This is a genomic window from Candidatus Villigracilis affinis (assembly GCF_016705895.1).
Lineage (GTDB): Bacteria > Chloroflexota > Anaerolineae > Anaerolineales > Villigracilaceae > Villigracilis > Villigracilis affinis.
Genome location: NZ_JADJKT010000008.1, coordinates 17,984 through 42,182 on the forward strand (window position 1 = coordinate 17,984; position 24,199 = coordinate 42,182).

26 protein-coding genes are annotated in these 24,199 nt (G+C 51.6%); 6 read left to right on the forward strand and 20 right to left on the reverse strand.

All coding sequences use genetic code 11. The features are described from left to right. The first annotated feature begins 74 nt into the window (after positions 1–74). From IPI86_RS05580 to IPI86_RS05605, 6 genes are all read left to right on the forward strand, one after another. Positions 75–1,004, forward strand: coding sequence for an arginine deiminase-related protein (locus tag IPI86_RS05580; protein WP_345297005.1), 930 nt, complete (start codon positions 75–77; stop codon positions 1,002–1,004). Between the two features lie 125 nt (positions 1,005–1,129). Then, complete coding sequence (locus IPI86_RS05585; protein WP_345297006.1) at positions 1,130–2,827, forward strand: hypothetical protein; 1,698 nt, start codon at positions 1,130–1,132, stop codon at positions 2,825–2,827. 150 nt (positions 2,828–2,977) lie between these two features. Beyond that, positions 2,978–3,394 (forward strand): DUF1697 domain-containing protein, encoded by a 417-nt coding sequence (locus IPI86_RS05590; RefSeq protein ID WP_345297007.1) that lies wholly within the window; start codon positions 2,978–2,980, stop codon positions 3,392–3,394. Between the two features lie 80 nt (positions 3,395–3,474). Continuing rightward, positions 3,475–4,728, forward strand: a complete 1,254-nt coding sequence (locus IPI86_RS05595; protein WP_345297008.1) for an MFS transporter — start codon at positions 3,475–3,477, stop codon at positions 4,726–4,728. A gap of 28 nt (positions 4,729–4,756) precedes the next feature. Further along, positions 4,757–5,176, forward strand: a complete 420-nt coding sequence (locus tag IPI86_RS05600; RefSeq protein WP_345297009.1) for an Imm63 family immunity protein — start codon at positions 4,757–4,759, stop codon at positions 5,174–5,176. Positions 5,177–5,296: 120 nt separating this feature from the next. Then, a complete protein-coding gene (locus IPI86_RS05605) occupies positions 5,297–6,751 on the forward strand; it encodes a nitronate monooxygenase (protein ID WP_345297010.1) in 1,455 nt (484 codons plus the stop codon). A 76-nt stretch (positions 6,752–6,827) separates the two neighbouring features. Here the strand turns inward: IPI86_RS05605 and IPI86_RS05610 are convergent, their stop codons facing one another. From IPI86_RS05610 to IPI86_RS05705, 20 genes are all read right to left on the reverse strand, one after another. Beyond that, on the reverse strand, positions 6,828–7,418 hold the full coding sequence (locus IPI86_RS05610) for a GNAT family protein (RefSeq protein WP_345297011.1): 591 nt from the start codon (positions 7,416–7,418) through the stop codon (positions 6,828–6,830). A 2-nt stretch (positions 7,419–7,420) separates the two neighbouring features. Then, positions 7,421–7,882 carry an SRPBCC family protein gene (locus IPI86_RS05615; protein ID WP_345297012.1) on the reverse strand — a complete coding sequence of 154 codons (462 nt, stop codon included), beginning with the start codon at positions 7,880–7,882 and terminating at the stop codon, positions 7,421–7,423. Between the two features lie 68 nt (positions 7,883–7,950). After that, positions 7,951–9,525, reverse strand: coding sequence for a UDP-N-acetylmuramoyl-L-alanyl-D-glutamate--2,6-diaminopimelate ligase (locus tag IPI86_RS05620; RefSeq protein ID WP_345297013.1), 1,575 nt, complete (start codon positions 9,523–9,525; stop codon positions 7,951–7,953). A 95-nt stretch (positions 9,526–9,620) separates the two neighbouring features. Next, positions 9,621–10,340 carry a F0F1 ATP synthase subunit B gene (atpF, locus tag IPI86_RS05625; RefSeq protein WP_345297014.1) on the reverse strand — a complete coding sequence of 240 codons (720 nt, stop codon included), beginning with the start codon at positions 10,338–10,340 and terminating at the stop codon, positions 9,621–9,623. A gap of 18 nt (positions 10,341–10,358) precedes the next feature. After that, a complete protein-coding gene (gene atpE, locus IPI86_RS05630) occupies positions 10,359–10,598 on the reverse strand; it encodes an ATP synthase F0 subunit C (RefSeq protein ID WP_345297015.1) in 240 nt (79 codons plus the stop codon). 54 nt (positions 10,599–10,652) lie between these two features. Then, complete coding sequence (locus IPI86_RS05635) at positions 10,653–11,165, reverse strand: F0F1 ATP synthase subunit A (protein WP_345297016.1); 513 nt, start codon at positions 11,163–11,165, stop codon at positions 10,653–10,655. Next, the gene (locus IPI86_RS05640; RefSeq protein WP_345297017.1) at positions 11,119–11,649 is read right to left on the reverse strand and encodes a F0F1 ATP synthase subunit A; all 531 of its coding nucleotides are present in this window, start codon (positions 11,647–11,649) and stop codon (positions 11,119–11,121) included. Before IPI86_RS05640 ends, IPI86_RS05635 begins: the two co-directional genes overlap by 47 nt. A gap of 9 nt (positions 11,650–11,658) precedes the next feature. Continuing rightward, positions 11,659–11,937 carry an AtpZ/AtpI family protein gene (locus tag IPI86_RS05645; protein WP_345297018.1) on the reverse strand — a complete coding sequence of 93 codons (279 nt, stop codon included), beginning with the start codon at positions 11,935–11,937 and terminating at the stop codon, positions 11,659–11,661. A gap of 230 nt (positions 11,938–12,167) precedes the next feature. Then, the gene (locus IPI86_RS05650; RefSeq protein WP_345297019.1) at positions 12,168–13,616 is read right to left on the reverse strand and encodes an NADH-quinone oxidoreductase subunit N; all 1,449 of its coding nucleotides are present in this window, start codon (positions 13,614–13,616) and stop codon (positions 12,168–12,170) included. Then, positions 13,616–15,133 carry an NADH-quinone oxidoreductase subunit M gene (locus tag IPI86_RS05655; RefSeq protein ID WP_345297020.1) on the reverse strand — a complete coding sequence of 506 codons (1,518 nt, stop codon included), beginning with the start codon at positions 15,131–15,133 and terminating at the stop codon, positions 13,616–13,618. Before IPI86_RS05655 ends, IPI86_RS05650 begins: the two co-directional genes overlap by 1 nt. 7 nt (positions 15,134–15,140) lie before the next feature. Beyond that, entirely contained in the window at positions 15,141–16,664 is a 1,524-nt protein-coding gene (locus IPI86_RS05660; RefSeq protein ID WP_345297021.1) for an NADH-quinone oxidoreductase subunit M, read from the reverse strand. A gap of 9 nt (positions 16,665–16,673) precedes the next feature. Then, positions 16,674–18,827 carry an NADH-quinone oxidoreductase subunit L gene (gene nuoL, locus IPI86_RS05665; RefSeq protein ID WP_345297022.1) on the reverse strand — a complete coding sequence of 718 codons (2,154 nt, stop codon included), beginning with the start codon at positions 18,825–18,827 and terminating at the stop codon, positions 16,674–16,676. 8 nt (positions 18,828–18,835) lie between these two features. Further along, on the reverse strand, positions 18,836–19,144 hold the full coding sequence (nuoK, locus tag IPI86_RS05670; protein WP_345297023.1) for an NADH-quinone oxidoreductase subunit NuoK: 309 nt from the start codon (positions 19,142–19,144) through the stop codon (positions 18,836–18,838). Between the two features lie 12 nt (positions 19,145–19,156). Continuing rightward, on the reverse strand, positions 19,157–19,666 hold the full coding sequence (locus IPI86_RS05675; RefSeq protein WP_345297024.1) for an NADH-quinone oxidoreductase subunit J: 510 nt from the start codon (positions 19,664–19,666) through the stop codon (positions 19,157–19,159). A 111-nt stretch (positions 19,667–19,777) separates the two neighbouring features. Further along, the gene (locus IPI86_RS05680) at positions 19,778–20,971 is read right to left on the reverse strand and encodes a complex I subunit 1 family protein (RefSeq protein ID WP_345297025.1); all 1,194 of its coding nucleotides are present in this window, start codon (positions 20,969–20,971) and stop codon (positions 19,778–19,780) included. A 123-nt stretch (positions 20,972–21,094) separates the two neighbouring features. Further along, positions 21,095–21,448 carry an NADH-quinone oxidoreductase subunit A gene (ndhC, locus tag IPI86_RS05685; RefSeq protein WP_345297026.1) on the reverse strand — a complete coding sequence of 118 codons (354 nt, stop codon included), beginning with the start codon at positions 21,446–21,448 and terminating at the stop codon, positions 21,095–21,097. Between the two features lie 116 nt (positions 21,449–21,564). Further along, a complete protein-coding gene (locus IPI86_RS05690) occupies positions 21,565–22,308 on the reverse strand; it encodes a hypothetical protein (protein WP_345297027.1) in 744 nt (247 codons plus the stop codon). Continuing rightward, positions 22,305–22,442: a hypothetical protein gene (locus tag IPI86_RS05695; RefSeq protein ID WP_345297028.1), complete on the reverse strand. Its 138-nt coding sequence runs from the start codon at positions 22,440–22,442 to the stop codon at positions 22,305–22,307. The genes IPI86_RS05690 and IPI86_RS05695 overlap by 4 nt, the downstream gene beginning before the upstream one ends. Beyond that, complete coding sequence (locus IPI86_RS05700) at positions 22,439–23,179, reverse strand: nucleotidyltransferase family protein (RefSeq protein ID WP_345297029.1); 741 nt, start codon at positions 23,177–23,179, stop codon at positions 22,439–22,441. The genes IPI86_RS05695 and IPI86_RS05700 overlap by 4 nt, the downstream gene beginning before the upstream one ends. 90 nt (positions 23,180–23,269) lie before the next feature. Then, positions 23,270–24,169, reverse strand: coding sequence for a choline/ethanolamine kinase family protein (locus IPI86_RS05705; protein ID WP_345297030.1), 900 nt, complete (start codon positions 24,167–24,169; stop codon positions 23,270–23,272). Positions 24,170–24,199 lie beyond the last annotated feature (30 nt).

Here is a 24,199-nt window from a genome sequence, read left to right on the forward strand (position 1 = left end):
CGTTCACGAAAAAAAGAACAAGCAAACGGGTGAAAGAATTCAATTTCACCCGTTTTTTATTTTTTGGAGTCCAAATGAACTTTCATCTTATTCAATCTCCCTCTGCGGGCGTAATGATCCGCCCGCATCGCTTCCTTTCAAACCCCGAGACCGTGGCCGACAACGCTTTTCAATACATTATTCCCGATGCCGAACCAGAAATCATCGCGACGCAAGCCACCAGGGAGTTCGATCAGGCTGTTGAACAACTAACCGCCGAAGGGATACACATTCATGTGTTTGATGACTACGGCGAAAGGGAAACTCCCGATTCGGTCTTCCCGAACAACTGGTTCTCGACCCATCATGGCGGGCGCATCGCCATCTTCCCGATGTACTCGCCAAGCAGGCGGCGCGAACGGCGCTCTGACATCATTGAAATGCTCAAGGCCACCTACCGCGTAAAAGAAGTCATTGATTACTCAGGCTTTGAAAATGACAAACTGTTTCTCGAAGGGACTGGAGCAATGGTCTTCGACCATATCGAACGCATCGCTTATGTGGGCCAATCCAACCGCGCCGATCCGATTATTTTGGAAAGATTCTGCACCACGTTCGGTTATGAGCCGCTCACTTTTGTCACCGCCGACAACAATGGCGAATCAATTTATCACACCAATGTGATCCTCACAATTGCAACCGAGTTCGCGCTGATCTGCCTCGACATGATCCCTGATCCGCTGCGTAAAAAAGAGATCGCAGACCGCCTGACAAACAGCGGCCGCACAGTCATCGAACTTGACCGCAATCAAATTTCTGAATTTGCAGGGAACGCACTGGAAATGACGGGTAGAGATGGCAGAATCCTGGCAATCTCCCAGCGCGCCGCATCGGCATTACGAAAAGATCAAATTGCGGTCATCGAAAAAAGCGCCCGTCTTCTGCCTTTGCATATCCCCACCATCGAACTCGCGGGCGGATCTGTCCGCTGTATGATTGCAGGAATCCATTTAACGGCAAGATAGCATACAAGGCAGGATGTTCTTAAGACGAGCGAGGATACCTTCGTTCGTCTTTTGTTTTAATGAGCAGTGCTATAATTTCGACACAACGATTTAGACTACAAAAAAAACAATTGGAGCATTAAGCTGTGTTCACAACAAGAAATACATTTTCCGATTTTTTATTTTCGGGAAAATGGCGCAACACCCTTTTATTTGTGCTACTTTCAGCACTGATCATTTACCATATCAGCCTGGTTAAACTCGCTGGACCGACCAAATTTGACGATGCCTACATGTTTATCCGTTATGCCGATAATTTCCTGAACGGCCACGGAGTTGCATGGAATCCCGACGGTGTCCAGACTTATGGCGCGACAAGCATTCTATACCTTGCGCTTGTCGTCGTTGCGCGGACCGTTTTCCAAAGCATGAGTTCAGGCGGACTGCTCACACTCCTATCTGCAGGGCTTGGCCTGCTTGCGATTTTAATGATCGCCTACACTTGCAGTTGGTACGCGGAGTCAAAACTTCTAAAGAACTCCTTTTTATGGGTGGCAGTGATCCTCACTGCGTTTTTCGTCATAGCCCCTGTATATTTATTTCACATGGCAAGCGGAATGGACACAACCCTGTCACTGCTTTGCAATACGCTCCTGATATTTGCCACTCTGGGTTGGGTCTACAATGGAGGCAAATACAAACTCTTCCTCGCGTTGACTGTCTCTGCAGGCTACCTCGCCTTTTTAGCCCGCCCTGACAATCTCCTTTATGTATTCTTTTTTCCACTACTGGCTATCCTTCTCCTGGCTGGTGACGACAAAAAACAGCGGATCATCCATTTCTTTGGATGGCTGTTCGCCATACTCACATTCGACACATTGATCAAGTTCGCAATTTTCCGCGATCCACTGCCACTGCCTTTTTACGCCAAATCGAGTGGATATTACGAAGGCTACATGGGAACAGGCACATGGAATCCAATCGAATACTTGTTTGAGTTCGGAACCTTTGCCCTGCCGTTCCTGGTCGTGATCATCTTTTCGTTCACGACAAAAACAGCGAAGCTCTTTGCTGCTTTTACCGCACCCGTCATTTTGACATTTGCGTATTATTTTACGGTCATCCAGATCATGGGATTTGAGGCCAGATACTACTTCCCAGCGGCCCCCTATCTGATCGTCGCCAGCTTCCTGATGCTTGACCGACAACTCGCATCCTATAGCAGCGAAGAATCACCCAGCAACAAGCTGATTCGCCTCGCAGTCATATTGCTATTCGTTTCGCTTCTTTCCAAATCCACCCTGAAAATGATCGCCGGTAACACCTACAAAAATATGTTGGTTTCCTCGGCTACACGCTACTCTCCATCGACTCAATACATCACCCCAGCCGCAAAAGAGCTCCCCGAGCGCGGAACCTGGCCCATGGTACTCGCTGTGGCGAAGATCTCGAAGTCTCTGCCACAGGGCACAACCTTCGCCCAATCTGAATATGGATTTGTCGGTGCGGAAGCACCAAACATTCAAATTATTGACATCGTTGGCTTGCACGATCCCTACTTCGCCCATAACGGATTCTCCGTCGACGAATTTCTCAAGCGCAAACCTGACCTGATCTGGTTCCCACATTACGACTACACAAAGATCATAACGGAAATCATCGACTCACAGGAGTTTTGGGAGCAATACGACTATTACCCCGGAGCATTTGATTTTGGCCTTGCCATTCGGAAAGACAGCTTAAATCATCAGGTTATAGATGAGACCATCAACAAAGTCTGGCGCGAAATCTACGAAACGCGCAAGATGAAAGATTACCTCGCAACACCGATCGTCAGTCAGTAATCCACTCCAAACAGGAAAAATACATGACGCGTTACTTCACATTTCTTCGAGCAATTAATGTCGGCGGGCATACCGTCAAAATGGACGTTCTTCGCCAGTTATTCGAGTCGCTGGGGTTTTCCAACGTCGAGACATTCATCGCCAGCGGAAATGTCATCTTTGAAGCAAAAACAGCAGACGGCAAATCCCTTGAGAAGAAGATCGAGAAGGCACTCAAAGAGGCTCTTGGACTACGAAGTCGCCACCTTTGTCCGAACGGACGCCGAATTTACAGCAATCGCTGCATACAAACCCTTCCCGCAATCCCTGCTGGATTCAGCAGCCGCTCTCAATATCGGCTTCCTGGCAGACACCCCCGAGGCCGTCACAAAACAAAAGCTGATTTCATTGAAAACCGATATTGACGACTTTCACATCCACGGGCGAGAGTTGTATTGGCTGTGCCGCAAAAAGCAAAGTGAATCAAAGATATCCAATGTCGTGCTCGAAAAGGCACTTGGGCTAAAAACGACCCTGCGCGGCATCAATACGATCAACAAAATGGCAGAGAAATATATTGCAAAATAGAAAGCGCGGATTCGAGTCCGCGCTTTTTTCAGTCACAGGCCAAAGCGCTGAGCCTCCATCTATGTTAGACTCATGCTCCGATGAATTCCAAATTCAAATTCCTCTACGATCAATATCCGCGCCAGTTCTGGTTGATGGTCACAGGCATCGTCATCAGTACCGCTGGCGGAAGCATGATCTGGCCGTTCCTGCTCATTTATGCGAGTGGAAAATTGAATCTGCCGCTCAGCACCGTCGCCACCCTCATTTCGATCAACGCGGGTACAGGCCTGTTCGCATCGTTCCTTGCTGGCACACTGGCAGACAAGGTCGGGCGCAAAGCCGTGATGGTCTTCAGCCTCGCCATGAACGGAATCGCATATCTTTTTCTCATGCGCGCCGAAACCTACCCGCAATTTGTTACACTGATGATCTTCATCGGCCTGTCCAACCCGCTGTATCAGGTGGGCGCAGATGCCATGCTGGCAGATCTGATCCCCTCTGAAAAACGCACCGACGCCTTTGCCATTAACCGCATCGCCAGCAACTCAGCCTTTGCGCTTGGCCCAGCCATCGGCGGATTCCTCGCATCCAATTCATACAACCTCGCCTTCTACGGAGCCGCTGCGGGCTTCCTCTCCTACAGTTTGCTGTTATTCTTCCTCGCGCACGAGACGCTCGATAAAACCCTCAGCGCAGGTACTGTTAATTCTTTAGCCCCACAGCCTAAAGGCGCAGATGGATACGTCCGCGTTTTTCGAGATAAAGGCTACATGGCCTTCGTCGCACTGATGGCAATCGGTCTCATCGCGCCCACCATGGTCTGGATCCTCATGCCCGTATATGCCAAAACAAATTTCGGCCTGCCCGAAGCCCTCTATGGCTGGATCCCCACCACCAATGCCATCATGTGTGTCTTCGTTCAATTTTCGGTCACGCAGATCACACGACGGCACAGAACCCTCCCAGTTGCCGCAACAGGCATGCTCATTTACGCGCTTAGCGTCGGCAGTGTGGCGCTCATGACAGGCTTCTGGGGCTTCTGGCTCAGCATGGTTCTGCTTACGTTCGGCGAACTGATCGTCGTGCCAACCGCCAGCAAATACGTAGCCGACACCGCCCCCGCCGACCTGCGCGGAAGATACATGTCAATTTATTGGCTGGGTTGGGGCCTCGCCCGCACACTCTCCCCGCTCATCGGCGGGTTCATCAACGACAGAATCGCCCCACAGGCCATTTGGATTGGAGGTCTGCTCATCGGCCTGACCAGCACGTTTGGATTGATCGCACTTAACAACATCACCCTGGCTAGATCAGCGCTTCGCACCCAGCCTAAAGCTGATTCTGCCTCCTGAAAGATTCACAGCACGAAAGGAAAACACCATGACCGAATTATCGATCGAAAAAATTCAGCAGGAATTCCGCGGTTACTGCCGCCGCATTGATCCAGCCCTTGCCCACGCAACCATTCAAACCTCAAGAGGCGATGACGGCACCTCTCATCTTGAGGTCAGTGACAATGCCTATCACTACATCGCCACCGAGCGCGGACTCATCCTCAGCCAAAAGACGACCGAGGACAAGGAAGAGTTACTCTACTGGCTGGTTGACGACATCGCATGGGGCAGAGCGATGGCATACGAATTCAAACACAGAATCAAGGGCGAAAGTTTTCGCCGCCAGCTATTCGCTAAAAATATCGAATTCCTCAACAAGGCAAACCCAATCTGGGCGGAGAGAAAGCAAAGGGAATTCGATGAAATCCTCACCGCCAACCCATTCGATGACGAGGCCGAAGGCTAGAAATTTCGCTGAATGCCTCTGTGAAAAGAGGAACGATAGCAGGCAAAAGGGGTTATTAACTTAGCACTACCCGCCACCCATACTGGTTGCGATTTTAATTTTAATGAACTGGAGTAATGCATGAATCTACCTAAATTGATCCAGGGCGGCATGGGCGTCGCCATCTCCGACTGGAGGCTCGCCAAAACAGTTTCGAAGCTCGGGCAGTTGGGAGTGGTCTCCGGCACAGGCATCAGCCGCGTACTCGCCAGCCGCCTCATGGACGGCGACATCAGCGGAAATGTGCGCCGTGCTTTGGCAAATTTTTCACTTCCGGAACCCGTACAGCAGATCATTGATCGGTACTACACGCCCGGCGGAAAATCCGCGACAACACCCTACAAAACACCGGCGGCCTATACCATCAAACCGCCAAAATTTCTCGATCAGGTCACTGCAATCGCCAACTACGTAGAAGTCTTCCTCGCCAAGGAAGGCCATTCCGGCATCGTTGGAATCAACCTGCTCGAAAAAGTGCAGATGCCAAACCTGGCCTCCCTCTACGGTGCAATGCTCGCAGGCGTAGACGTGGTTCTCATGGGCGCTGGCATTCCCACGCAAATCGCTGGCATCCTCGACAAATTGTCCAACCACGAACCTGTCTCCTACCGCCTCGATGTCCACGGCGCAGACAAGGATGACGATCATCGCATCCATTTCGACCCTGAGAGCGTATTCCCCGGCATTGCCAAATTGGTCGGCAAACTCAAGCGCCCCAAGTTCCTGCCCATCATTTCGTCGGTGGTTCTGGCCCAGGCATTGATCAAACGCAGCGAAGGCGAAGTGGACGGATTTGTGATCGAAGGCCCCACGGCAGGCGGGCACAATGCCCCTCCGCGCGGTACGGTCAATTTGAATGAAAAAGGCGAACCCGTCTACGGTGAAAAGGATGTGGTCGACCTTGATAAGATGAAACTCCTCGGCCTGCCCTTCTGGCTCGCTGGCGGCTATGGAAACCCGAAACAGGTTCAATCCGCTTTGGAAGCTGGCGCGGCAGGCGTACAAGTGGGAACAGCTTTTTCATTGTGCAACGAATCCGGCATGCGCGCCGACTTGAAACAACGCCTGATCGATAAAGTGCGGGCCGAAGAGGCACAGGTGTTCACCAGTCCGCTGGTTTCGCCGACCGGCTTCCCATTCAAAGTGGCACAGCTCGAAGGCACATTATCCGACCCCGATGCATACGGCGCCCGCAACCGAATTTGCGATCTCGGTTTTCTGCGCATTCTTTACAAGCGCGAAGACGGCTCGGTAGGCTATCGCTGTGCATCCGAACCCGTGGACGCCTTCGTCAAAAAAGGCGGCGTCATCGAAGATACCGTCAATCGTTCCTGTCTGTGCAATAACCTGACCGCCACGGCGGGCTTTCCCCAGGTCCGCAAGGATGGCTATGTAGAAGAGCCCATCATCACCTCCGGCGATGATCTGGTGGCAGTTGGGCAGTTCCTCAAGGAAGGCAAGACCAGCTACTCCGCTGAAGATGTCATCCGATATCTACTTGGCCCATTCATGAACGCAGGTCCTGCAACCGCCTAGAATTTTCAATATACAAAATGCAAATCCCCGTGAATCATAAAAATTCACGGGGATTTTTGTTATCAATTTTCCGAAACTATCCACCCAGCATTGCTTCCAAATTCTTCTTTACCTGTTCCCATTCGCTATCGATGATGGAATAAAACACCGAGTGACGGTAATGTCCGCTGGGCAGGATCATGTGATTTCGCAAAACACCTTCCTTTACAGCGCCAATCCGCTCAATGGCTTTCTGCGAGCGGACATTTCGCGAATCGGTTTTGATCTGCACTCGGATGCACTTCAAGGTCTCGAAGGCATGCGTCAGCAACAGGTATTTACATTCCGTATTCACAGGGGTGCGCTGAAAATCAAGGCCATACCATGTGCCGCCCACTTCAAGTCCGCGGTCCTTGGGCATGATGTTCAGATAACGGGTTGCACCTGCCACGCGGCCTGAGCCCAGGTGGATGACCGTGAAAGGCAGGTCTGTCCCTTTTTCACCGCGCCCCATAATATCCAACACCCAATTCCGCATATCTTCTTCGGTTTCCATGCGGCCATAAAGCATATAATCCCAAAAATCCTGCCCCACACCAATTTCAGCGAGTCCTTTTATATGCGCTTCGCTCAAAGGCTCAAGCCGAACGTGTTTACCTTGTAAAGTGACTGGGGTTATCCACGGCATTGTCATTTCACACTCCCAAACAATTCCACGATCTTTTGATATCGAAAGTCAAAGATGCCATTCAATCTTTGGCGTATCCAAACTGCATTTACAACATCTCCAATGAGACCAAACGGCGCGGCATAAGTGACATGATCGGTCATTTTCACGCCAGCAGGCACGGATTCGAAGCTGTGTTCGTGATACCAAAAACGATACGGCCCCACGCGCTGTTCATCCACGAAATATTCATTCTCGCGGACATGCGCGATCTCGGTCAGCCACAACGAACGCAATCCGCGAACAAATTCCACACGGTATTCAACGACCTGACCTTCGTACATTTTCACGTCACCGCCTGAAACGATCTCGAATTTCATATCAGGTGGGGTGATCTCATTCAGGTTCTTTGGATCACAAAAATAAGCCCAGACTTTTTCAATGGGCGCAGGGAGAATTTGCTCGCGGTGAAGATAGTTGATCATTGTTAGTCTCGACCGGGCCCTTTTCAAGCAGTCAAAATATCCATGAATACCCGACCAGTTTCCAGGAATTATCCCTTCAACCAATCCTCTTCTCTCTTATCCTGTGAAGGCAGGTAGGGAATCTTTGGGCCTTCCACACCTATGAATTGCGCAAGTGCGGCGCGCATGGCAGTGCGGTCATCCCACAGATATTCCGTTTTTCCAAAGCACATGGATTGTTCATGGCCCTTGCCACAGGACAATACAATATCGCCCTCTTGAGCAAGCTGCAGAGCAAATTTGATCGCCTCGCCCCGGTCAGGGATTCGCCAGAATGTCTCCCCTTCGCGCCCACCCTTTGACCGTGCGCCTGCAGCCATCTCTTCGAGGATTCCATCCAGCGATTCGGTGCGCGGGTCTTCGGCGGTCAATATGGTGAGGTCCGCCAGTTCTGCCGAGGTCTCTGCCATCATGCGCCGCTTTTCCTTGTCGCGCAACCCAGCAGACCCAAAAATGGAAATGACGCGCTTCTTCGTCATGGTCCTGCCCGCTTCCAAGGTAACTTTGAGCGCATTGGGTGTGTGAGCAAAATCCACGATGGCAGTGAAATTCTGTCCCATATCAATGCGTTCCATACGCCCGGGGATTCCATCCAATGAGGCGATTCCCTGCGCGGCAACCTCGGGTTCGATACCCAAACCATGGACAGCCGCAGTAAAAGCCGCAAGACAATTCGAGACATTATAGGATCCAACTAATTTGCTCGAAATGCCTACGCGAAGACTTTCTGATACAGCATTAAAGTGAATGCCCGAAGGAGCGTATTCGATATCCACAGCACGGACATTCGCATCCTCGCCCAGCCCGTAATTGATCTTGTTTACTTTGACGAATTTGTTCAAGAAGTCAAATGATTTGGCATCATCACGATTGATGACAGCCAGCCGCGGGTTGCCCAGCGGCTTCGCATGTGTCCATTCAAGGCTGGTAAAAAGTCTGGCTTTCGCGGCGCGATAATTTTCGTAGCTGCCATGTTCATCCATATGCTCATGCGTAATATTGGTGACAACACCGATATCAAACTCAGAAGCGTCCACGCGATGCTGCGCCCATCCATGCGATGTGGTCTCCAGCACTACATGAGTCAAGCCTGCATCCACCATCTTTGCAAGATACGCTTGCACATCATGCGCATCGGGTGTGGTGACGTGAAAACCTGTATCCAGCACTTCATCCCCGATCACGGCATTGACAGTGGAGATCATGCCAGCTTTGATCCCTGCCGCGACCAATATCTTGTGGAGCAGATTGCTCGTCGTCGTTTTGCCATCCGTGCCGGTTACGCCGATCACCGTCAGCTTGCGGGCAGGCCAGTTGTAAAACGCAGCAGCCAACCAGGTCAGGGCTTGACGCGGGTTTTCCAATCCAACGTAAGGATAGGTCGGGGCGACAACCCGTCCCAACTCCCCTACGACCGCAGATGCACCATTCTCGAAGGCTTTCTGGATATAGTTATGCCCATCGGCGAATCCGCCTTTCATGGCGACAAAAAGATAACCAGGCTTCACAGCGCGGCTATCAATGGCAATGCCGGTAATTTCGGCATCAGGAATATGTTCAGGCTGGGAAAGAGGAAAATCAACAAACAAATTTTTCAATAACATTGATCTTTGTTTATCTCCGTTCGTGATGGTTTAAAACAAAAAGGGTTCTGGTAATTTTACCAAAACCCTTTTTATAAACGACTGAGGTGTTACGATTACTTCAACGTCTGGCGCAGGCCTTCGAGCTTGCCAGCGACGGAACCATCGAGGACTTTGTCGCCGATCTTGACGACCAAGCCGCCAAGGATGCCGGGATCAACCTTGAAGGAAACTTCCTTGGCGCTGAAGCTCTTCTTGACAGTTTCCTGTTCCTGGCTGCTGAGCGGCAGAGCGCTGGTGACTTCGGCGGATTCGCCCTTGAATTCACCTTCGACGACAACCACTTTGCCAGCTTTCACGCCGGAGAAGAATTCATCAATAAGCGCGTGCTGTTTCTTCTCATCCAGAGCTTCGCCGACGAGTTTGTTCGCAGCGGCAATGGCGAGGGCGGCAACCTGTCCACGGAGATCACCGAGGATGCGATTGCGTTCCATTTCGGCTTCGGCCATGGCGGCTTCGCGGGCCTTGGCGGCTTCAGCTTCGGCAGCGGCTTTGACGTCCTTGCCTGCGGTGGCAGCTCGGTCAGTGGCTTCACGCACGACTTTGCCGGCTTCGGCCTGTGCTTCAGCGAGAACCTTGGCAGCTTCTTTTTCCGCGTTAGCGCGGGCTTCGGCTGCTACACGGGCATCTTCGAGGCCCTGTGAGATTTTTGTTTTGCGGGATTCCATCATATCCAACATGGGCTTGTAGACCCAGGCGTTCAATGTGAGGAACACAATTGCGAACGCAATCAATTGGACAATGAGCAATCCGAGATTAATACCAAGAGCTTCCATGTTTCTATGCTCCTTGAATTACACGACTTTGAAGAGCATGAGGAACGCGATGACCAGACAGTAAATAGCGATTGATTCAGAGAACGCCACGCCAAGGATCATGTTGGTCAACAAGTTACCGTATGTATCAGGGTTGCGGGCCATGCCGCCGAGGGCGCCCTGCACGCTCAAACCGATACCTACACCAGCGCCCGCGGCGCCGATCATAGCCAAACCTGCGCCCACATAGCGCATCGCATCTAAAATATTTCCATCCATGTTACAAGCCTCCTTAGGTTTATCCTAATTATTTATGAATTATTTTTCAAAAAATTAATGTTCAGCGTGTTCTTCGTCGCCATGACCCTGCGTGGCCATTGCCATGAATACCATGGTCAACATACCGAACACGAAGGCTTGAATGACACCCACGAACAATTCGAACATCATGATCATTGAAGGCAAAATACTGATCTTGCCAAGCAATGAAGCAACCACAGCCACCAACACCACACCCGCGAACATATTACCGAAAAGACGGAATGTGAATGAAAGGATCTTCGCGAATTCAGAGATGATTTCCAACAAACCAACGAGGAAATCCATCGCGCCGAAGAACGGCACTTTGAACATGCGCTTCGTGTTGAAGAACTTGCTGAAGTAGCCAAGTCCCTGTGCGCGGACGCCCATCACCTGAATGGAGAAGAACGAGATCAAAGCCAATGAAAGGGTGAAATTCAAATCCACAGAGATACCGCGGAAGAACGGAGCCAGAATATAGCCGCCTTCTTCAACCTTCTCAGGGAAGAATATTCGCCCAACCACCGCCCAACTCAGCAATGGCATGACCTTCGCCATGAGCGTGGTGGATCACACCGATCGACTCAAAACCAGGGATCAACTTGAGCAGGTTCGCAAACAACACATAGATCATGATCGTTGCAAACCAGGGGAAGATCGCCTTCGCCCACTTCGTGCCAGCAGAACCTTCGGTCATGTTATACAACATTTCCAAAATGGCTTCCATCACGTTACCAATACCAGTCGGCACGAGATCAGTCTGTTGGCTCTTCTTTAGTGAACGGTTCGCGGCAAATCCAATCACCAATAGCAGGACAATCGTCACTGCCAAAGTGGGGAGAGTATTTACCAAATAGAAGGGGCCAGCAAAACCGAGAAAATTCTCAGTCAGTGGCTCCTCGATCAATTTTTCGGCGGCAACCGTGATCTCAGGCTGAACAGGGACATAAATCCCGCCCAGAATAAAACCAGCGATCATAAGCACTAGAACAATCCAGCGCCGCCAGGGGGTACGTTTTTGGGTCTCCAAGCCCGCCTCCTAAGCAGTAGTTTGTTTCTCTTCGGCTTCGTATTTTTCCCTCAGACGCGCCAGCGTTTTTCGCGCCGCATACATCATCAGGAAGACCGAAAGAGGGATTCCAGCAAATAACAACACCAGTGTAAACACCGGTTTCGTTCCGAACGTTTTATCAAGCCACACCCCGCCAAACACAGAAGCCAGAATAATAGCTATGGTAATACAACCCACCTGCCCGATCATTACCACGAGCAAAGTGTATACCATGTTCTGACGATTGGTCTGTTTGGTTTGTGTCATGCCGCACGATTATAACTGACAGGTCAAAAGGATGTCAAACAGAAATCCAAATTGGGATTTCCCGCCCGAAGCGCATTTTCAACGCATGAGCAACTCCCTGCCATTCAGCTGCGTCGCCCCTCTTCAACGCACCTGTCTGGACCATTGGTCTGCTTCTGTTTCGAAAAGATCATCAACACCGAAAAAGGCCGTGGACAATGGCCTTTCAGCCATCGTCCACAGTCTGATTACTAGAACAAATTCAACGCCGCCGCGTCAGACCAGCTGAACCACGGAGCAAAGACCGTACCGACCAAAATCACACCGACCACCAATACCACAAGCGCAATGGTGTATGGACGAGTCAACGGTATGGGGTGGTTCTCCTCGTCCTCGTTCGGCATACGGTAGAGATACACATACTTCAACACGTTCAAGTAGTAGTACACGCCGATGATGGAGTTGAGAATACCCACCACAACCAGCCAGGTGTAATTCGCCTGAACACCCGCGGCGAAGACAAAGACTTTCGCCACGAAACCGCCGAACGGAGGCATCCCCGCCAGCGAAAGGAAAGCGGCCAGCATCATCAAACCCATCAAGGGATTGCGGCGGCTCAAACCAGCGTAATCTGTGATGTCTTCCAAGCCAGTAACTCGGCTAAAAGCCATGACAAGACCGAAGGCGAGAAGATTTGTCGCGATGTAGGCCGCAAGGTAGAAGACCACACTCGCCGCGCCAAGCTGACTAAATGCCACCACACCGATCAACGCGTATCCCGCATGCCCGATCGAAGAATAAGCAAGCAGGCGTTTGATATTGGTTTGGGAAATAGCCAGCAAATTACCTGCGGTCATCGTCACCGCTGCGAGAACTGCGAGGATGGTCGTCCAGGAGGAGGCAATGTCGGGGAGCGCCACGAAGAACAGGCGGATGATCACCGCAAAGCCCGCCGCCTTGGAAGCCGTGGAAAGGAAACCCGCCACAGGAGTCGGCGCACCCTGATAGACATCGGGGGCCCAGAAGTGGACTGGGACAGCCGCAATCTTGAAGCCAAGACCCACCACCAGAAGGCCGATCAAGCCAAAGGAAACATAGAGCGGAAGCTGTCCAGCGGCGAGCATTTCAGAGAGTTTGTAAATGTTGGTCGTGCCGGAAAATCCAAAGATCAGGCTAAATCCATAGAGCAGGACGGTGGAGGCAAGTGTTCCAAATAACAAATATTTGAAGCCTGCTTCAGTGGAGCGGTCGTCACTCAGGAGGAAGCCAGAGAGAATATAGAGCGGAATGGATGCGGTTTCAATGGCGAGGTAAAGCATGACCAAATCGGCGGAAACGGCCATCAAATTCATACCAATGATGGAGGCGAGCAGCATGAGATAAGCCTCGCCACGCTGACCTGCCTTGTCATGATCCATCAACAGGAGGGCTGTTGCCGCGCCTGCGAACATGAACAGCATCTTGAAGAAGAAACCCAGCCAGTCAAAGCGGATCATGCCGCCGAGGACGGCTGTCGGCTCGCCAGGCTGACCGATAAGCAAGCTCACGATCATGGCGACAAAAAGACCACCCGCGGTAAGCCAGCCCACGTTGCGGCGCTGTTCTGTTTTCCAGAACGGCTCAACAATGAGCAGGATGATACCGAGGACAAGGATCAAAATTTCGGGGAGGATGGAAGCGAAAACGGTTGAAGTAAACATTATGCACCTCCCAACAGGCGAAGCACATTCTCAACGCCTTTTTCCACCATGGGAACCATGACAGCGGGGAACATACCGATAACGATCATGAAGAGGCAAAGCGTTGTGATCGCAACTTTATCCAGGATGGTGATATCGCCGATGTGACCGCGAAGATTCTCAGGCATCTCACTAAAGAACACCTTGCGAATGTTCATCATGATATAGGCCGCAGTAATGACAATTGAAATGCTGGCGATGACAGCCACCAGCCATTGGCGTCCCCACACGCCCATGAAGATGGGAAATTCCGCGACGAAACCAGAGAAACCAGGCATGCCCATCGAAACCAAACCACCGATGATAAAACCAATCGTGGCAAAAGGCATCACCTTGGCGATGCCGCCGAGTTCGGGGATCATGCGGGTATGGGCACGGTCATAGATCATGCCTGTAACAGCAAAGAAGAGAGCCGTCATCACACCGTGGGAGAACATTTGCACACCCGCCCCCACGAGACCGTCATGGTTGAGCGTGGAAACGCCCAGCACCACCAGACCCATATGTGAAACGGACGAGAAGCCGATCATGTATTTCATGTCTGTTTGGACGAAGGCGATGAATGCGCCGTAAACCACCGCAACGGCTGCAAAAATCATCAGGAGCCACGCCCATTGCTTCGCGCCTTCAGGCAGGAGCATCACACCCACGCGCAACGCAGCGAACGCGCCGAGTTTCATCAACACACCTGCGTGGAACATGGAAACGGCTGTCGGCGCCGCAACGTGACCGTCAGGCGACCAGTTGTGGAAGGGCCAGATACCGCCCAAGACCGCAAAACCGAGGAAGACAGGTAGGAACCAGATATATTGGAATGTAGCGGAAAATCCCGCACTCTCCATCTGGATCATATCGAAGGAAAGCACACCCGTGTTCTGATACTGGGTCCAGTACATGGCGAGTGCACCGACGAGGGCAACGACGGAGCCGATGAACAGGTATAAGGTCAGTTTCATGGCGGCGTATTCGCGAGTCTTTACCCAGCCCCAAATGGCGATGAGCAGGTACATCGGGAACACGGCGATCTCATAGAAGAAGAACAGCATGAACAGGTCAAGTGAAACGAATACGCCGAACACACCGCCTGCGAGCAGGAAGAGGAAGGCAAAGAATTCGCGCGGCCTGTCTTGAATGCCAGCTTTGACATGCGGATCTTCATCACCCCAGGAGATGAGCACGCCTGTGAACATTACAATACCTGTGAGCAGCACCAGCGGAGTGCTCATGCCGTCCACGCCGAATTTCAAATTGATACCCAGCGCGGGAAGCCAGTTGTATTGTTCAATGAATTGATAGCCTGTCATGTCGCCAAGCAGGTACTGCAGGTACAGCCAGCCCGAAAGCAACAGATCGAGCGACGCAGCAGCAAGCGCTACCGCACGCGTTTCATTCTTCCGATTTGCGGGCATCATCAGCATGATGGCTGCCGCAAACATCGGAAGGAAGGTAATAACACTTAGGATGGGAAAATTCATCATCCACCTCTTAGAACAGAGCCATGACGGCTTTGTTGATGACGTCGAGGATCCAGGCAGGCCAGACGCCGATGACCAAAATGAGGACCATCAACGGAAGCATGACAAGGATTTCGCGGGTATTGATTTCAGTCAGTTTGTGCTCTCCATGCGCCCAGTGTTCATTCAAGGGGCCGTGCAGAACGCTCTTGATTCCCTTGAGAATGTAGGCGCCTGTGAAGAGCAGGCCGAGCATGGAAATGGCGGTGTAGATGGTCAACACAGGGTACGCGCCTCGAACCACCATGAACTCGGAAACGAAACCATTGAGTCCGGGCAGGCCAAGCGAGGCCATACTGGTGAAGATCAGGATGCCGCCATATACTGGCACAAGCGGGAACAATCCACCAAAATCATTGAGATTACGGGTGTGCGTACGCTCGTAAATGACACCGACGAGGAAGAACATGCCCGCCGCCGAAAGTCCATGATTGAACATCTGCAAGACCGCGCCGCTCATGGCGATATGCGCATCTTTCGTGCCTGACGCCAAACCTGCTGCGGCGATACCGAGCATTACAAACCCCATGTGATTGACAGAGGAATATGCAACAAGGCGTTTGAAATCTGTTTGAGCGTAGGATGAAAACGCGCCAAAGACGATGGCCGCCACAGCAAGGAAAGCCAGCGCACCCGCAAATATCTTCGCTTCAAGCGGATAGAACGGAAGCACGAGGCGGATAAATCCATATGCGCCGAGTTTGAGCAGCACGCCCGCCAAAATCATCGAGCCAGCGGTTGGGGCTTCAGTGTGCGCATCGGGCAGCCAGGTATGGAAAGGCCAGACGGGAACTTTGATCGCAAAGGCAATGACAAAGGCCCAGAAGGCAATGCTCTTGACGGTATGCACTGGCATACCAAGCAAAATGGAACCAGGATCCAGCGAGTTCCAACGCTCGTAAAGAGCCACCAGATCGTAGGTCCCGAAGAGAACGCCGAGCATCTGCACAGCGAGGAGCAGACCAAGCGACCCCGCCATGGTGTAGATCATGAACTTGAGCGAGGCGTAATTCCGATTGGCACTCCCCCACTGATTGATGAGGAAGTACATCGGAACGAGGCCGATCTCCCAAAAGACAAAGAAGATCAACAAGTCGAGCGCCATGAAGACGCCGAGCATGCCTGTCTCAAGGAAGAGGAAGAGCATGAAATACGCCTTGACCTTGTCGCTGATGTTGAAAGAGGCAAGGATGGCAAGCGGCGTAAGAAGTGTAGTGAGCAAAACCATGGTGATGGAGATACCATCCACTCCGATATGGAAGGTGGAATTGATAGCTTCGTACCATTGATATTGTTCCTGAAATTGGAAGCCTGTTCTGTTGGGATCAAACACGTTCCATAAATAAAGGGTGAGACCAAACGGGACGAGGCTGGCAGCGAACGCAAACCAGCGATGAAGTTTGGCTTCTTCACTCGGCAGGAAAAGCATAAGTACTGCCGCAACGGTCGGGAGGAACAAGATCAGGCTAAGGAGATGAGAATTGAGAAAGTCCATCTTGCGCTCCTATGCCAGCGTGAGAATGTAGTAGACCAAACCGCCTACTACGAAGAGGAGTATCAGCGAAAGGATGAGATATTGCTGAATACGCCCTGTTTGAATGGGACGAAGGTTCTTACCGATCCAGTAAGTTGCGTCAGCGGAACCGTCACCGATGAATTGGTTGATGAAGGGCACATCAAAGTAATTGCGGATGGCCGAACCAATTCCACCAGTAGTGGGACCAAAAGCGTGCAGGATACCGTCAATCACGCCTTGATCCATGAACTTGTAGATGACGTTTTCCGCGAGCCAGTAGGCAGGCTTGACGAAAATGACGTCGTAAATCTCATCGAAGTAGTATTTGTTCTTGAGTAGGCTAAATTGCAACTTGTCTTCCGCGGGAGAATTGACGTTGCGATAAACCAGCCAGCCCAATCCCAAGCCACCGAGGGCAACAACGAGAGATGTTATCAATGGCCAAGGACTGAATTCCACCGCTTCGGGATGTTCCGCCAGCGTACTGCCAACGAATTCATGGAACCAGTTGGGCACGAGTCCGCCGAGGAGTGGGAAATGCTCGGGAATGCCGACCCAGCCATAGGTCACAGCAAAGAACGAGAGCACTACGAGCGGAGCCGTCATGGTCCACGGTGTCTCATGGGCATGTTCGGCTTCCTGTGTGCGAGGTTCACCGAGGAAGGTCAGCGTGATCTGACGCATGGTGTAGAAAGCGGTAAGGAAGGCCGCAAAAGCGAGAGTCGCAAAAATAAGTGTATGGCCGTGACCAAACGCATCCGCAAGGATTTCATCCTTCGACCAGAAACCCGCAGTTACGATCGGGAACCCTGAGAGGGCAAAGCCGCCGATGAGAAAGGTCCAGAATGTGATCGGCATCTTCTTGCGAAGGCCGCCCATGTTGAACATATCCTGCGGATCAACTTTGTGGTTACCAGTATGAAGTACGCCATGCTCCATGCCGTGAATGACAGAGCCAGAACCGAGGAAGAGCAAAGCCTTGAAGAAGGCATGTGTCACGAGGTGGAAGACAGCCGCAACGTAGGCATGGATACCGAGCGCTGCGATCATGAAACCAAGCTGTGAAATCGTCGAGTAAGCCAAGACGCGCTTGATGTCGTTCTGCGCCACGGCGATGGTCGCCGCGAAGAGTGCGGTGAACGCACCAATGAAAGCGACAACGGTCATTGTCTTTTCGTCGAGGCTGATGATCGGGAACATGCGGATGACCGCATACACACCCGCTGAAACCATCGTCGCCGCATGGATCATGGCGCTGACGGGGGTCGGACCTTCCATCGCGTCGGGCAGCCAGACGTGCAGCGGGAACTGTGCCGATTTTCCAACCGTACCGATGAAGAGCAGCAAGCCGATCAAGCCCGCCGCGGAAAGACCGAACACTCCGCTCGGAACAGAGGCAAGGGTGTGCAAAATCTCTTCGGTGAAGATCTCACGGAAGGATAATGTGCCGGTCACGCTGTAAAGGAAGGCAATACCCAGCAGCATGAAGACATCGCCGATACGGGTGGTCATGAAGGCTTTGATGGCCGCATTGCGCGCGGATTCTTTTCCATACCAGAAACCGATGAGCAGGTACGAGCACAAGCCCATGATCTCCCAACCTACAAAGAGGGTCAGGATGTTATCGGAAACCACGAGTGTCAACATGCCGAATGCAAACAAGCTGATGAATGCAAAGAAACGCGAGTACATCGGCTCAATTGAAAGCACAGTGTGCTTGTGGCCGAGGTCATCGGTTACGGTTGCTCCATGCGGCGGCAGGCCTGCATGATCGTGATCGCCCGCAGGTTGGCCAAAGTTATGATAGCCAACGCTGTAGAGGAAGATCATCAACACCGTCCACGCAACGAAGAACAAAACGGTCGCAGAGAGCGGATCGATCAACACGCCGATCTTCAACCATGTGTCACCTGTCGGCAGCCAATTAATGGAGCTTGCGAAAGGTTCTTCTGCAAAATGCTCGACCTTTATCGCATTCCAAAAAACGATCATGGCTCCCAGCCACGAAAGGAAAGCCGCGCTGATCGCCACCGTATGGCTCAAGACCTTGCTCTTATTCGTGAACAACACGATCAGCGCAAAGGCAATTACAGGTGGCAAGGGAATGAACCAAACCAGATTAGTCACAAATTCATGTGTCATATACGTCCCTACCACTTCAACATATCGAGTTCATCCGCGACCACCGTATTGCGACGGCGATACACGGAAATAACCAAAGCCAGGCCCACGGAAACTTCCGCCGCGGCAACCGCAAACACGATGACGGCAAAAACCTGCCCAGCCAGCACCATCACGTCACCGTAACGCCAAAACGCCACAAGGTTGACGTTGATCGCATTCAACATCAATTCGATGCCGAGCAGGATCGCAACGGCATTTCTACGAGACAGTGCGCCAAACAAACCAACACTGAACAACGCCGCCGCAAAAATGAGATACCAGGAAAGTGGGATCATCTCTTCAGCCTCCTATTTGCGTGTGAACGCGACATAAACTGCGCCCACCATCGCCGCGAGAAGAAGAACGGATGCGACTTCAAACGGCAGGACGTAAGCTTCGGGTGAGACGAGTTGATTGCCCAACTCGGCCACCGCATCAAAACCTGACGGGATGGCTGCTGCGGTTTTCGAGAAGCCGCTCCAACCCTGAAGCAAAAAGGCGAGACCCACAAAGGTCAACACAGCCACGAGCGCGCCCGACCACCAATTCCTGTTCAATTGCGGAGTATTGTCGCGCAATTCCCTGCGGGTCAACATGACCGCAAAGATGAAGAGAATGGCGATCGCGCCGATGTATACAACCACCTGCACCACTGCGATGAAACCCGCGTTGAGAATGGTGTAAATGATCGCCACGCCAAAGAGCGTAGCCACCAGCCACAACGCCGCATGGACGAGGTTTCGCGTGGTCACCACCAGCAAAGCTGATGCCAGGGTGACACCTGCAACAATTAGAAAAATGATTTGTTCTGCTGTCATAAGATCTCCTGTTTCGTCCTGAGCGGAGGGCCTTGTTTTTTTAAGCCCGTAGTCGAAGGATTTGCCCGCAGTTCACCAAAGGGTTTGTCAACTACGCTCAGTGCGAAGGATTTAGTGGTGAGCCTCCACCACCTGTTTTACACCTTCAACCCGTTCGCGCTCCTTTTTGCTCGCCGAGCGGACAAACTCCAGCGAAATCCACGCGACAATGACATTCGAGAGGAGCATGCCTGTGATGAAGAGCCAGCTCGAAGCGTCGCGCAGAAGCGCGTTCATCAGGGCGGTCACCATCACCAGCACAAAAGCAACGGGGGTGAGGAATTTCCAGTTGAATGCCAGCATCTGATCGATACGGATACGCATCACTGTGTATTTGACCCACATGATGACCCAGTAACCGACAAGCGCCTTGAACAGGATGATCGCGATCGCAAGGAAGGGACTGACCTTTTCCAGACCAAAGAAGCGATACCCGCCAAAGAAGAAAATTGCCCAGAAACCACCGAACGTAAAGGCATGCAAAAGTTCGCCTGCATAGAACATGCCGAACTTCATGCCAGAATATTCGATGTTGTAACCAGAGACCAGTTCCGATTCGCCTTCAGCAAGGTCGAACGGTGCACGTCCCAATTCCGCAATGGCCGCAATCAAAAAGATCAACGCCGCCAGCGGCGAAAGCAGAACGAACCAAATATCCTGGCTTTGAATGATCGCATTCATACCCATTGAACCCGCAAAGATCGTCGGGATGAGCAGGGTTGCCAGCATCGGGATCTCAAACGAAACCATCACAGCCACCTGGCGAAATGCGCCGATGACCGAGAACTTGTTGTTTGACGACCAGCCCGCCATGATGATCGAAAGCGTTCCGATCGAACCAGCCGCGATGATGAACAACGCGCCCGCATTCAGATCCACGCCGAGCATCACAGGCGCAAGCGGCACCACCGCCCACAGGATCAACACCGACATCATCGAGAGCATCGGCGCAAGGTTGTACACAACCTTGTCGGCGCCATCGGGCGTGGTGTCTTCCTTGATCATCAGCTTGATGATGTCTGCAAATGGCTGGATCAGGCCGAACGGTCCAAGACGATTCGGGCCGATGCGATCCTGAAAACGCGCCACCACCTTGCGTTCGATCCACACAAGGAAAATATCCACCACCATCAGAATGGTGATGAGCATCAATATGCCGAGGAAGGCGACGAGAACCTGTGCGAACACATCGTTCATGCCCCAGCCGACAAAAATACCTGTCAGCCAGTCCGCGGCAACTTTTAGAGGGTCATTCCAAAAATTCATAAGTCACTCCTGTAAATCTGTAGAGCGAAGTGCCAGTTCGCTCTACGAAAATTTACCTGCATTACACAAAGAAAAGGCTGAAAGGAAAAATCCAATCAGCCTTCTCTACAATGTATTAGGAAACTACGCCCACTCCAACATCCCTTTGCGCCAGGTATATACCAGGCCTGCAACAAGGATGAGAATGAAAATGATACCTTCAACAACGGCAAACAATCCCAACTGGTTCAACTTTACAGCCCAGGGGAAAAGAAAAACGGCTTCTACATCAAAGACGAGGAAGACCAGCGCAAAAATGTAATATTGAGCCTTGAACTGCACCCAGCCCTCGCCGACAGGTTCAATGCCGCACTCATAAGTTGATTGTTTAATGGGATTGGGCTTCTTGGGTCCTAAAAGCCAGCCGACGCCAATTGCACCCACGGGAATGATCAAACCAACAATAAAAAACAATCCAACGTAAAGCCATTCATTCATCTGTACGCTCCATAGCAAAAAATCTTGTAATTTTGGAAATTGTACCATATAGAACAAATCGCCCCTATAACTGCATGTCAATATTTTAGGTGATTTTCGTCATATATTTATTTGGCCTATGACGGTTGCTTTTTTCTCCGAAACTTCAAAAAAAACTTGAAAATATCCTCTAAAAACGGGAACCCGACAATTCCGCCGATGATGGACCCAATTACCCCGGAGGTCCTCGCCACATTGACCGATAGCCCGAAAAAATCCACCGCTTCTATTTCGACCGTCTGAGCGGATACGGCAATTCGGCTTTGTTCTCCCGTTGAGATCTCCGCAAAGTTCAAGTGCAGCCAGACCGTACCACGGTAGATGCCTGTCTCCTGCGGGCGGATGCTCCAAAAGAACGTTGCAGATTGCCCACGTTTCAGCGGCTCATAGATCGCACCCGAGGGCTGGATCTGCATGCCAGCGATATCAAGCCGTGCTTCGGCTGTGACATTATGCGTTTCATACAGGTCAGGGATTTCAATGACTTCGCCCGTGATCACGTTCCCCTCGAACTGCGCCGTCGGTGTGATATTCCCCAGATCGTCCACTTCCAAGGTCAGGCGGACAATATCCCCTTCCACGCCTGCGCGCATCTTGGGCGGGAATTCCAATGTGAGTCGGCGGGTTTCAGGGATCGCAGGAGATTGAGCAGACTCACTGTCAGCGGATTCTGTCGGGCTGGGAGCCGATGGGGTCGGTTTACCCGATGCTCCAGAGGAAGGTTGTGCACTCGTCCCAGCACAGGCCAGAGACAGGAAAAAGACCGTCAACACAGGGAAGATGATCAACAAATAAAATGAGCGAGGGACATTTTTCATCATGGAAGCTGCATTTCCGTCGGCGCGATGACTTGAATACGCGTTTCGCGCGAGTTAGGCAAATATCCCCAAGCCAGGAACGAAATCGACAAGGCAAGAATAGCAAGAGCAAGGAAAAGCCGCAGACGTTTTTTCACCGCGCCACCTCCTCCACCTCCTCATACCAACGTACGCGCGTACCCACTTTATCGCGCATTTGCCAGGCAAGGGACTTCTGCATTCCATTAAATGTATCCAGCACCCGATCAACGCGCGCAACAATCAATGCCCGTTCGTCAGAATTGAGTGCGACATCATCCCCAGAAACCACTTCCTTGACCCGCTCCAAATTGATGGATGTGGTTTTATACAATCCCCAGTCACTGCCGCACAAGGCAGCGATGACACTCAAATTGATCACTTCATCATCACCCATGCCGACTTCAGTGTTCAAAAGCAGGGAGGCAATATCCAGCGCATCCTTGCGGTTGAGGTGCACGATCTGCGCCTTCGACAACAACAACTCCGCAAGTGGAATGGTGATGGGGTCGGCCTTCAAACGATTTTCGAGCGGAATCTTATGACACATCATAAAATCACCGACAAAAATATCGATCTTCATCTCGGATTCATTGTGATAGTAGATCTGACGCTGGTCCCCATTCAACACATTGAACTGCCTGTGAGGAGCATAGCCCACCTCAGGCATGAACGCCTCGAATTCACGGCGCTGTTTTTTGGCAACCACAAAATCAAGATCGGCAAATTCCCTGAGGAACAGAGGGTGATTTTTTTTGTTATGCGCCTGCACCGCCAGCCCGCCAATGGCGCGTAGTTGAATATTTTTTGCGTTCGCCGCATCGATAAGGCGATGCATTTCTTGTATGATGTCCAAGTGATTCTATCCTTTGGGAAAAATGTAAACATGAATACAGGTAAATAAGTATACATGTTTCCGTACCCGTGTGTCTACGTGTTCACCTTTTCACTGCCTTACATCCTTCATCCAAACCCCAAAATCAGCCGAGGCCATTTTCTCCTCGGCTCTGCCCCAACGCTCCAGCGCCCAGCCCCAAAAATCAAACTCAATGGTGGAGATCTTCTGTTGAATGGCGGCCCACAATCCCCAACCCACATCAGACATGATCATGTTCAATTTCATGCGCGCGATCAGCTCGGGGGTCGCATCTCCAAAATACGCAGCGCAAACTTCCATGATTTGTTCGTCATTGAATTGCATTTCCTGGCAGGTATTGCCAAGTTCAAAGGTCGGGTCGTTATTGCCGCTGTATTCATAATCGATCAACCAGAGCTGCTCGCCATCGTCGATGTAGTTTTCTGCAAGCAGGTCGTTATTGCATGGGACAGTCGCCAGTGGATTGACCGACATGGCCTTTTCGATCTGTGCGACCGTGTCCAATCTGGCGGAATATCCATCGGGGATCTTGATGTCGCGTTCTTTGCATAGGCGCAGATAATATTCCGTAAGGCGAAACATATTGAAGTCCGTCAAGAAGCGTTCGCCAGAGTGGAGTCTCTTGATGGATTGAGCCATGCGCGTCGGCATACCCTTTCCATTTAAGGCATCCTTCGACATGGTCTTGCCGTTCAGGAATTCAAGAACCATCACGCTGTGTTCAGGGAAGTGATGCAAAATCTTTGGCGCGACTCCCGCCTGCGCCGCAGCCCTGCTGTTGTGATATTCGTTTTTGCGGTCAATGGCCAGGAGCTCGGTACCTTCGCCCGGCACGCGGATAAAGAATGGCTGACCATCCACATGGACTTTGTAGTTGGTGTTGGTCAGCCCGCCTGAAAGATGTTCGATCGAAACATCCCTCCCGCTCCAATCCTCTATTTTGGAAACCACTTCGTCTATTACTGGCATAAAACGCACTCCCGTGGGAAATGAAAAAGG

Coding starts and splice junctions, on each gene's coding strand:
- nuoL (WP_345297022.1), bottom strand. CDS start 18,827: ATGACACATGAATTTGTGACTAATCTGGTTTGGTTCATTCCCTTGCCA.
- IPI86_RS05620 (WP_345297013.1), bottom strand. CDS start 9,525: ATGTTATTGAAAAATTTGTTTGTTGATTTTCCTCTTTCCCAGCCTGAA.
- IPI86_RS05615 (WP_345297012.1), bottom strand. CDS start 7,882: ATGATCAACTATCTTCACCGCGAGCAAATTCTCCCTGCGCCCATTGAA.
- IPI86_RS05590 (WP_345297007.1), top strand. CDS start 2,978: ATGTCATCTTTGAAGCAAAAACAGCAGACGGCAAATCCCTTGAGAAGA.
- IPI86_RS05705 (WP_345297030.1), bottom strand. CDS start 24,169: ATGCCAGTAATAGACGAAGTGGTTTCCAAAATAGAGGATTGGAGCGGG.
- IPI86_RS05600 (WP_345297009.1), top strand. CDS start 4,757: ATGACCGAATTATCGATCGAAAAAATTCAGCAGGAATTCCGCGGTTAC.
- IPI86_RS05675 (WP_345297024.1), bottom strand. CDS start 19,666: ATGACAGCAGAACAAATCATTTTTCTAATTGTTGCAGGTGTCACCCTG.
- IPI86_RS05650 (WP_345297019.1), bottom strand. CDS start 13,616: ATGTTTACTTCAACCGTTTTCGCTTCCATCCTCCCCGAAATTTTGATC.
- ndhC (WP_345297026.1), bottom strand. CDS start 21,448: ATGAATGAATGGCTTTACGTTGGATTGTTTTTTATTGTTGGTTTGATC.
- IPI86_RS05680 (WP_345297025.1), bottom strand. CDS start 20,971: ATGAATTTTTGGAATGACCCTCTAAAAGTTGCCGCGGACTGGCTGACA.
- nuoK (WP_345297023.1), bottom strand. CDS start 19,144: ATGATCCCACTTTCCTGGTATCTCATTTTTGCGGCGGCGTTGTTCAGT.
- IPI86_RS05655 (WP_345297020.1), bottom strand. CDS start 15,133: ATGATGAATTTTCCCATCCTAAGTGTTATTACCTTCCTTCCGATGTTT.
- IPI86_RS05580 (WP_345297005.1), top strand. CDS start 75: ATGAACTTTCATCTTATTCAATCTCCCTCTGCGGGCGTAATGATCCGC.
- IPI86_RS05605 (WP_345297010.1), top strand. CDS start 5,297: ATGAATCTACCTAAATTGATCCAGGGCGGCATGGGCGTCGCCATCTCC.
- IPI86_RS05635 (WP_345297016.1), bottom strand. CDS start 11,165: ATGCCATTGCTGAGTTGGGCGGTGGTTGGGCGAATATTCTTCCCTGAG.
- IPI86_RS05610 (WP_345297011.1), bottom strand. CDS start 7,418: ATGCCGTGGATAACCCCAGTCACTTTACAAGGTAAACACGTTCGGCTT.
- IPI86_RS05595 (WP_345297008.1), top strand. CDS start 3,475: ATGAATTCCAAATTCAAATTCCTCTACGATCAATATCCGCGCCAGTTC.
- IPI86_RS05660 (WP_345297021.1), bottom strand. CDS start 16,664: ATGGACTTTCTCAATTCTCATCTCCTTAGCCTGATCTTGTTCCTCCCG.
- IPI86_RS05645 (WP_345297018.1), bottom strand. CDS start 11,937: ATGACACAAACCAAACAGACCAATCGTCAGAACATGGTATACACTTTG.
- IPI86_RS05690 (WP_345297027.1), bottom strand. CDS start 22,308: ATGATGAAAAATGTCCCTCGCTCATTTTATTTGTTGATCATCTTCCCT.
- atpF (WP_345297014.1), bottom strand. CDS start 10,340: ATGGAAGCTCTTGGTATTAATCTCGGATTGCTCATTGTCCAATTGATT.
- atpE (WP_345297015.1), bottom strand. CDS start 10,598: ATGGATGGAAATATTTTAGATGCGATGCGCTATGTGGGCGCAGGTTTG.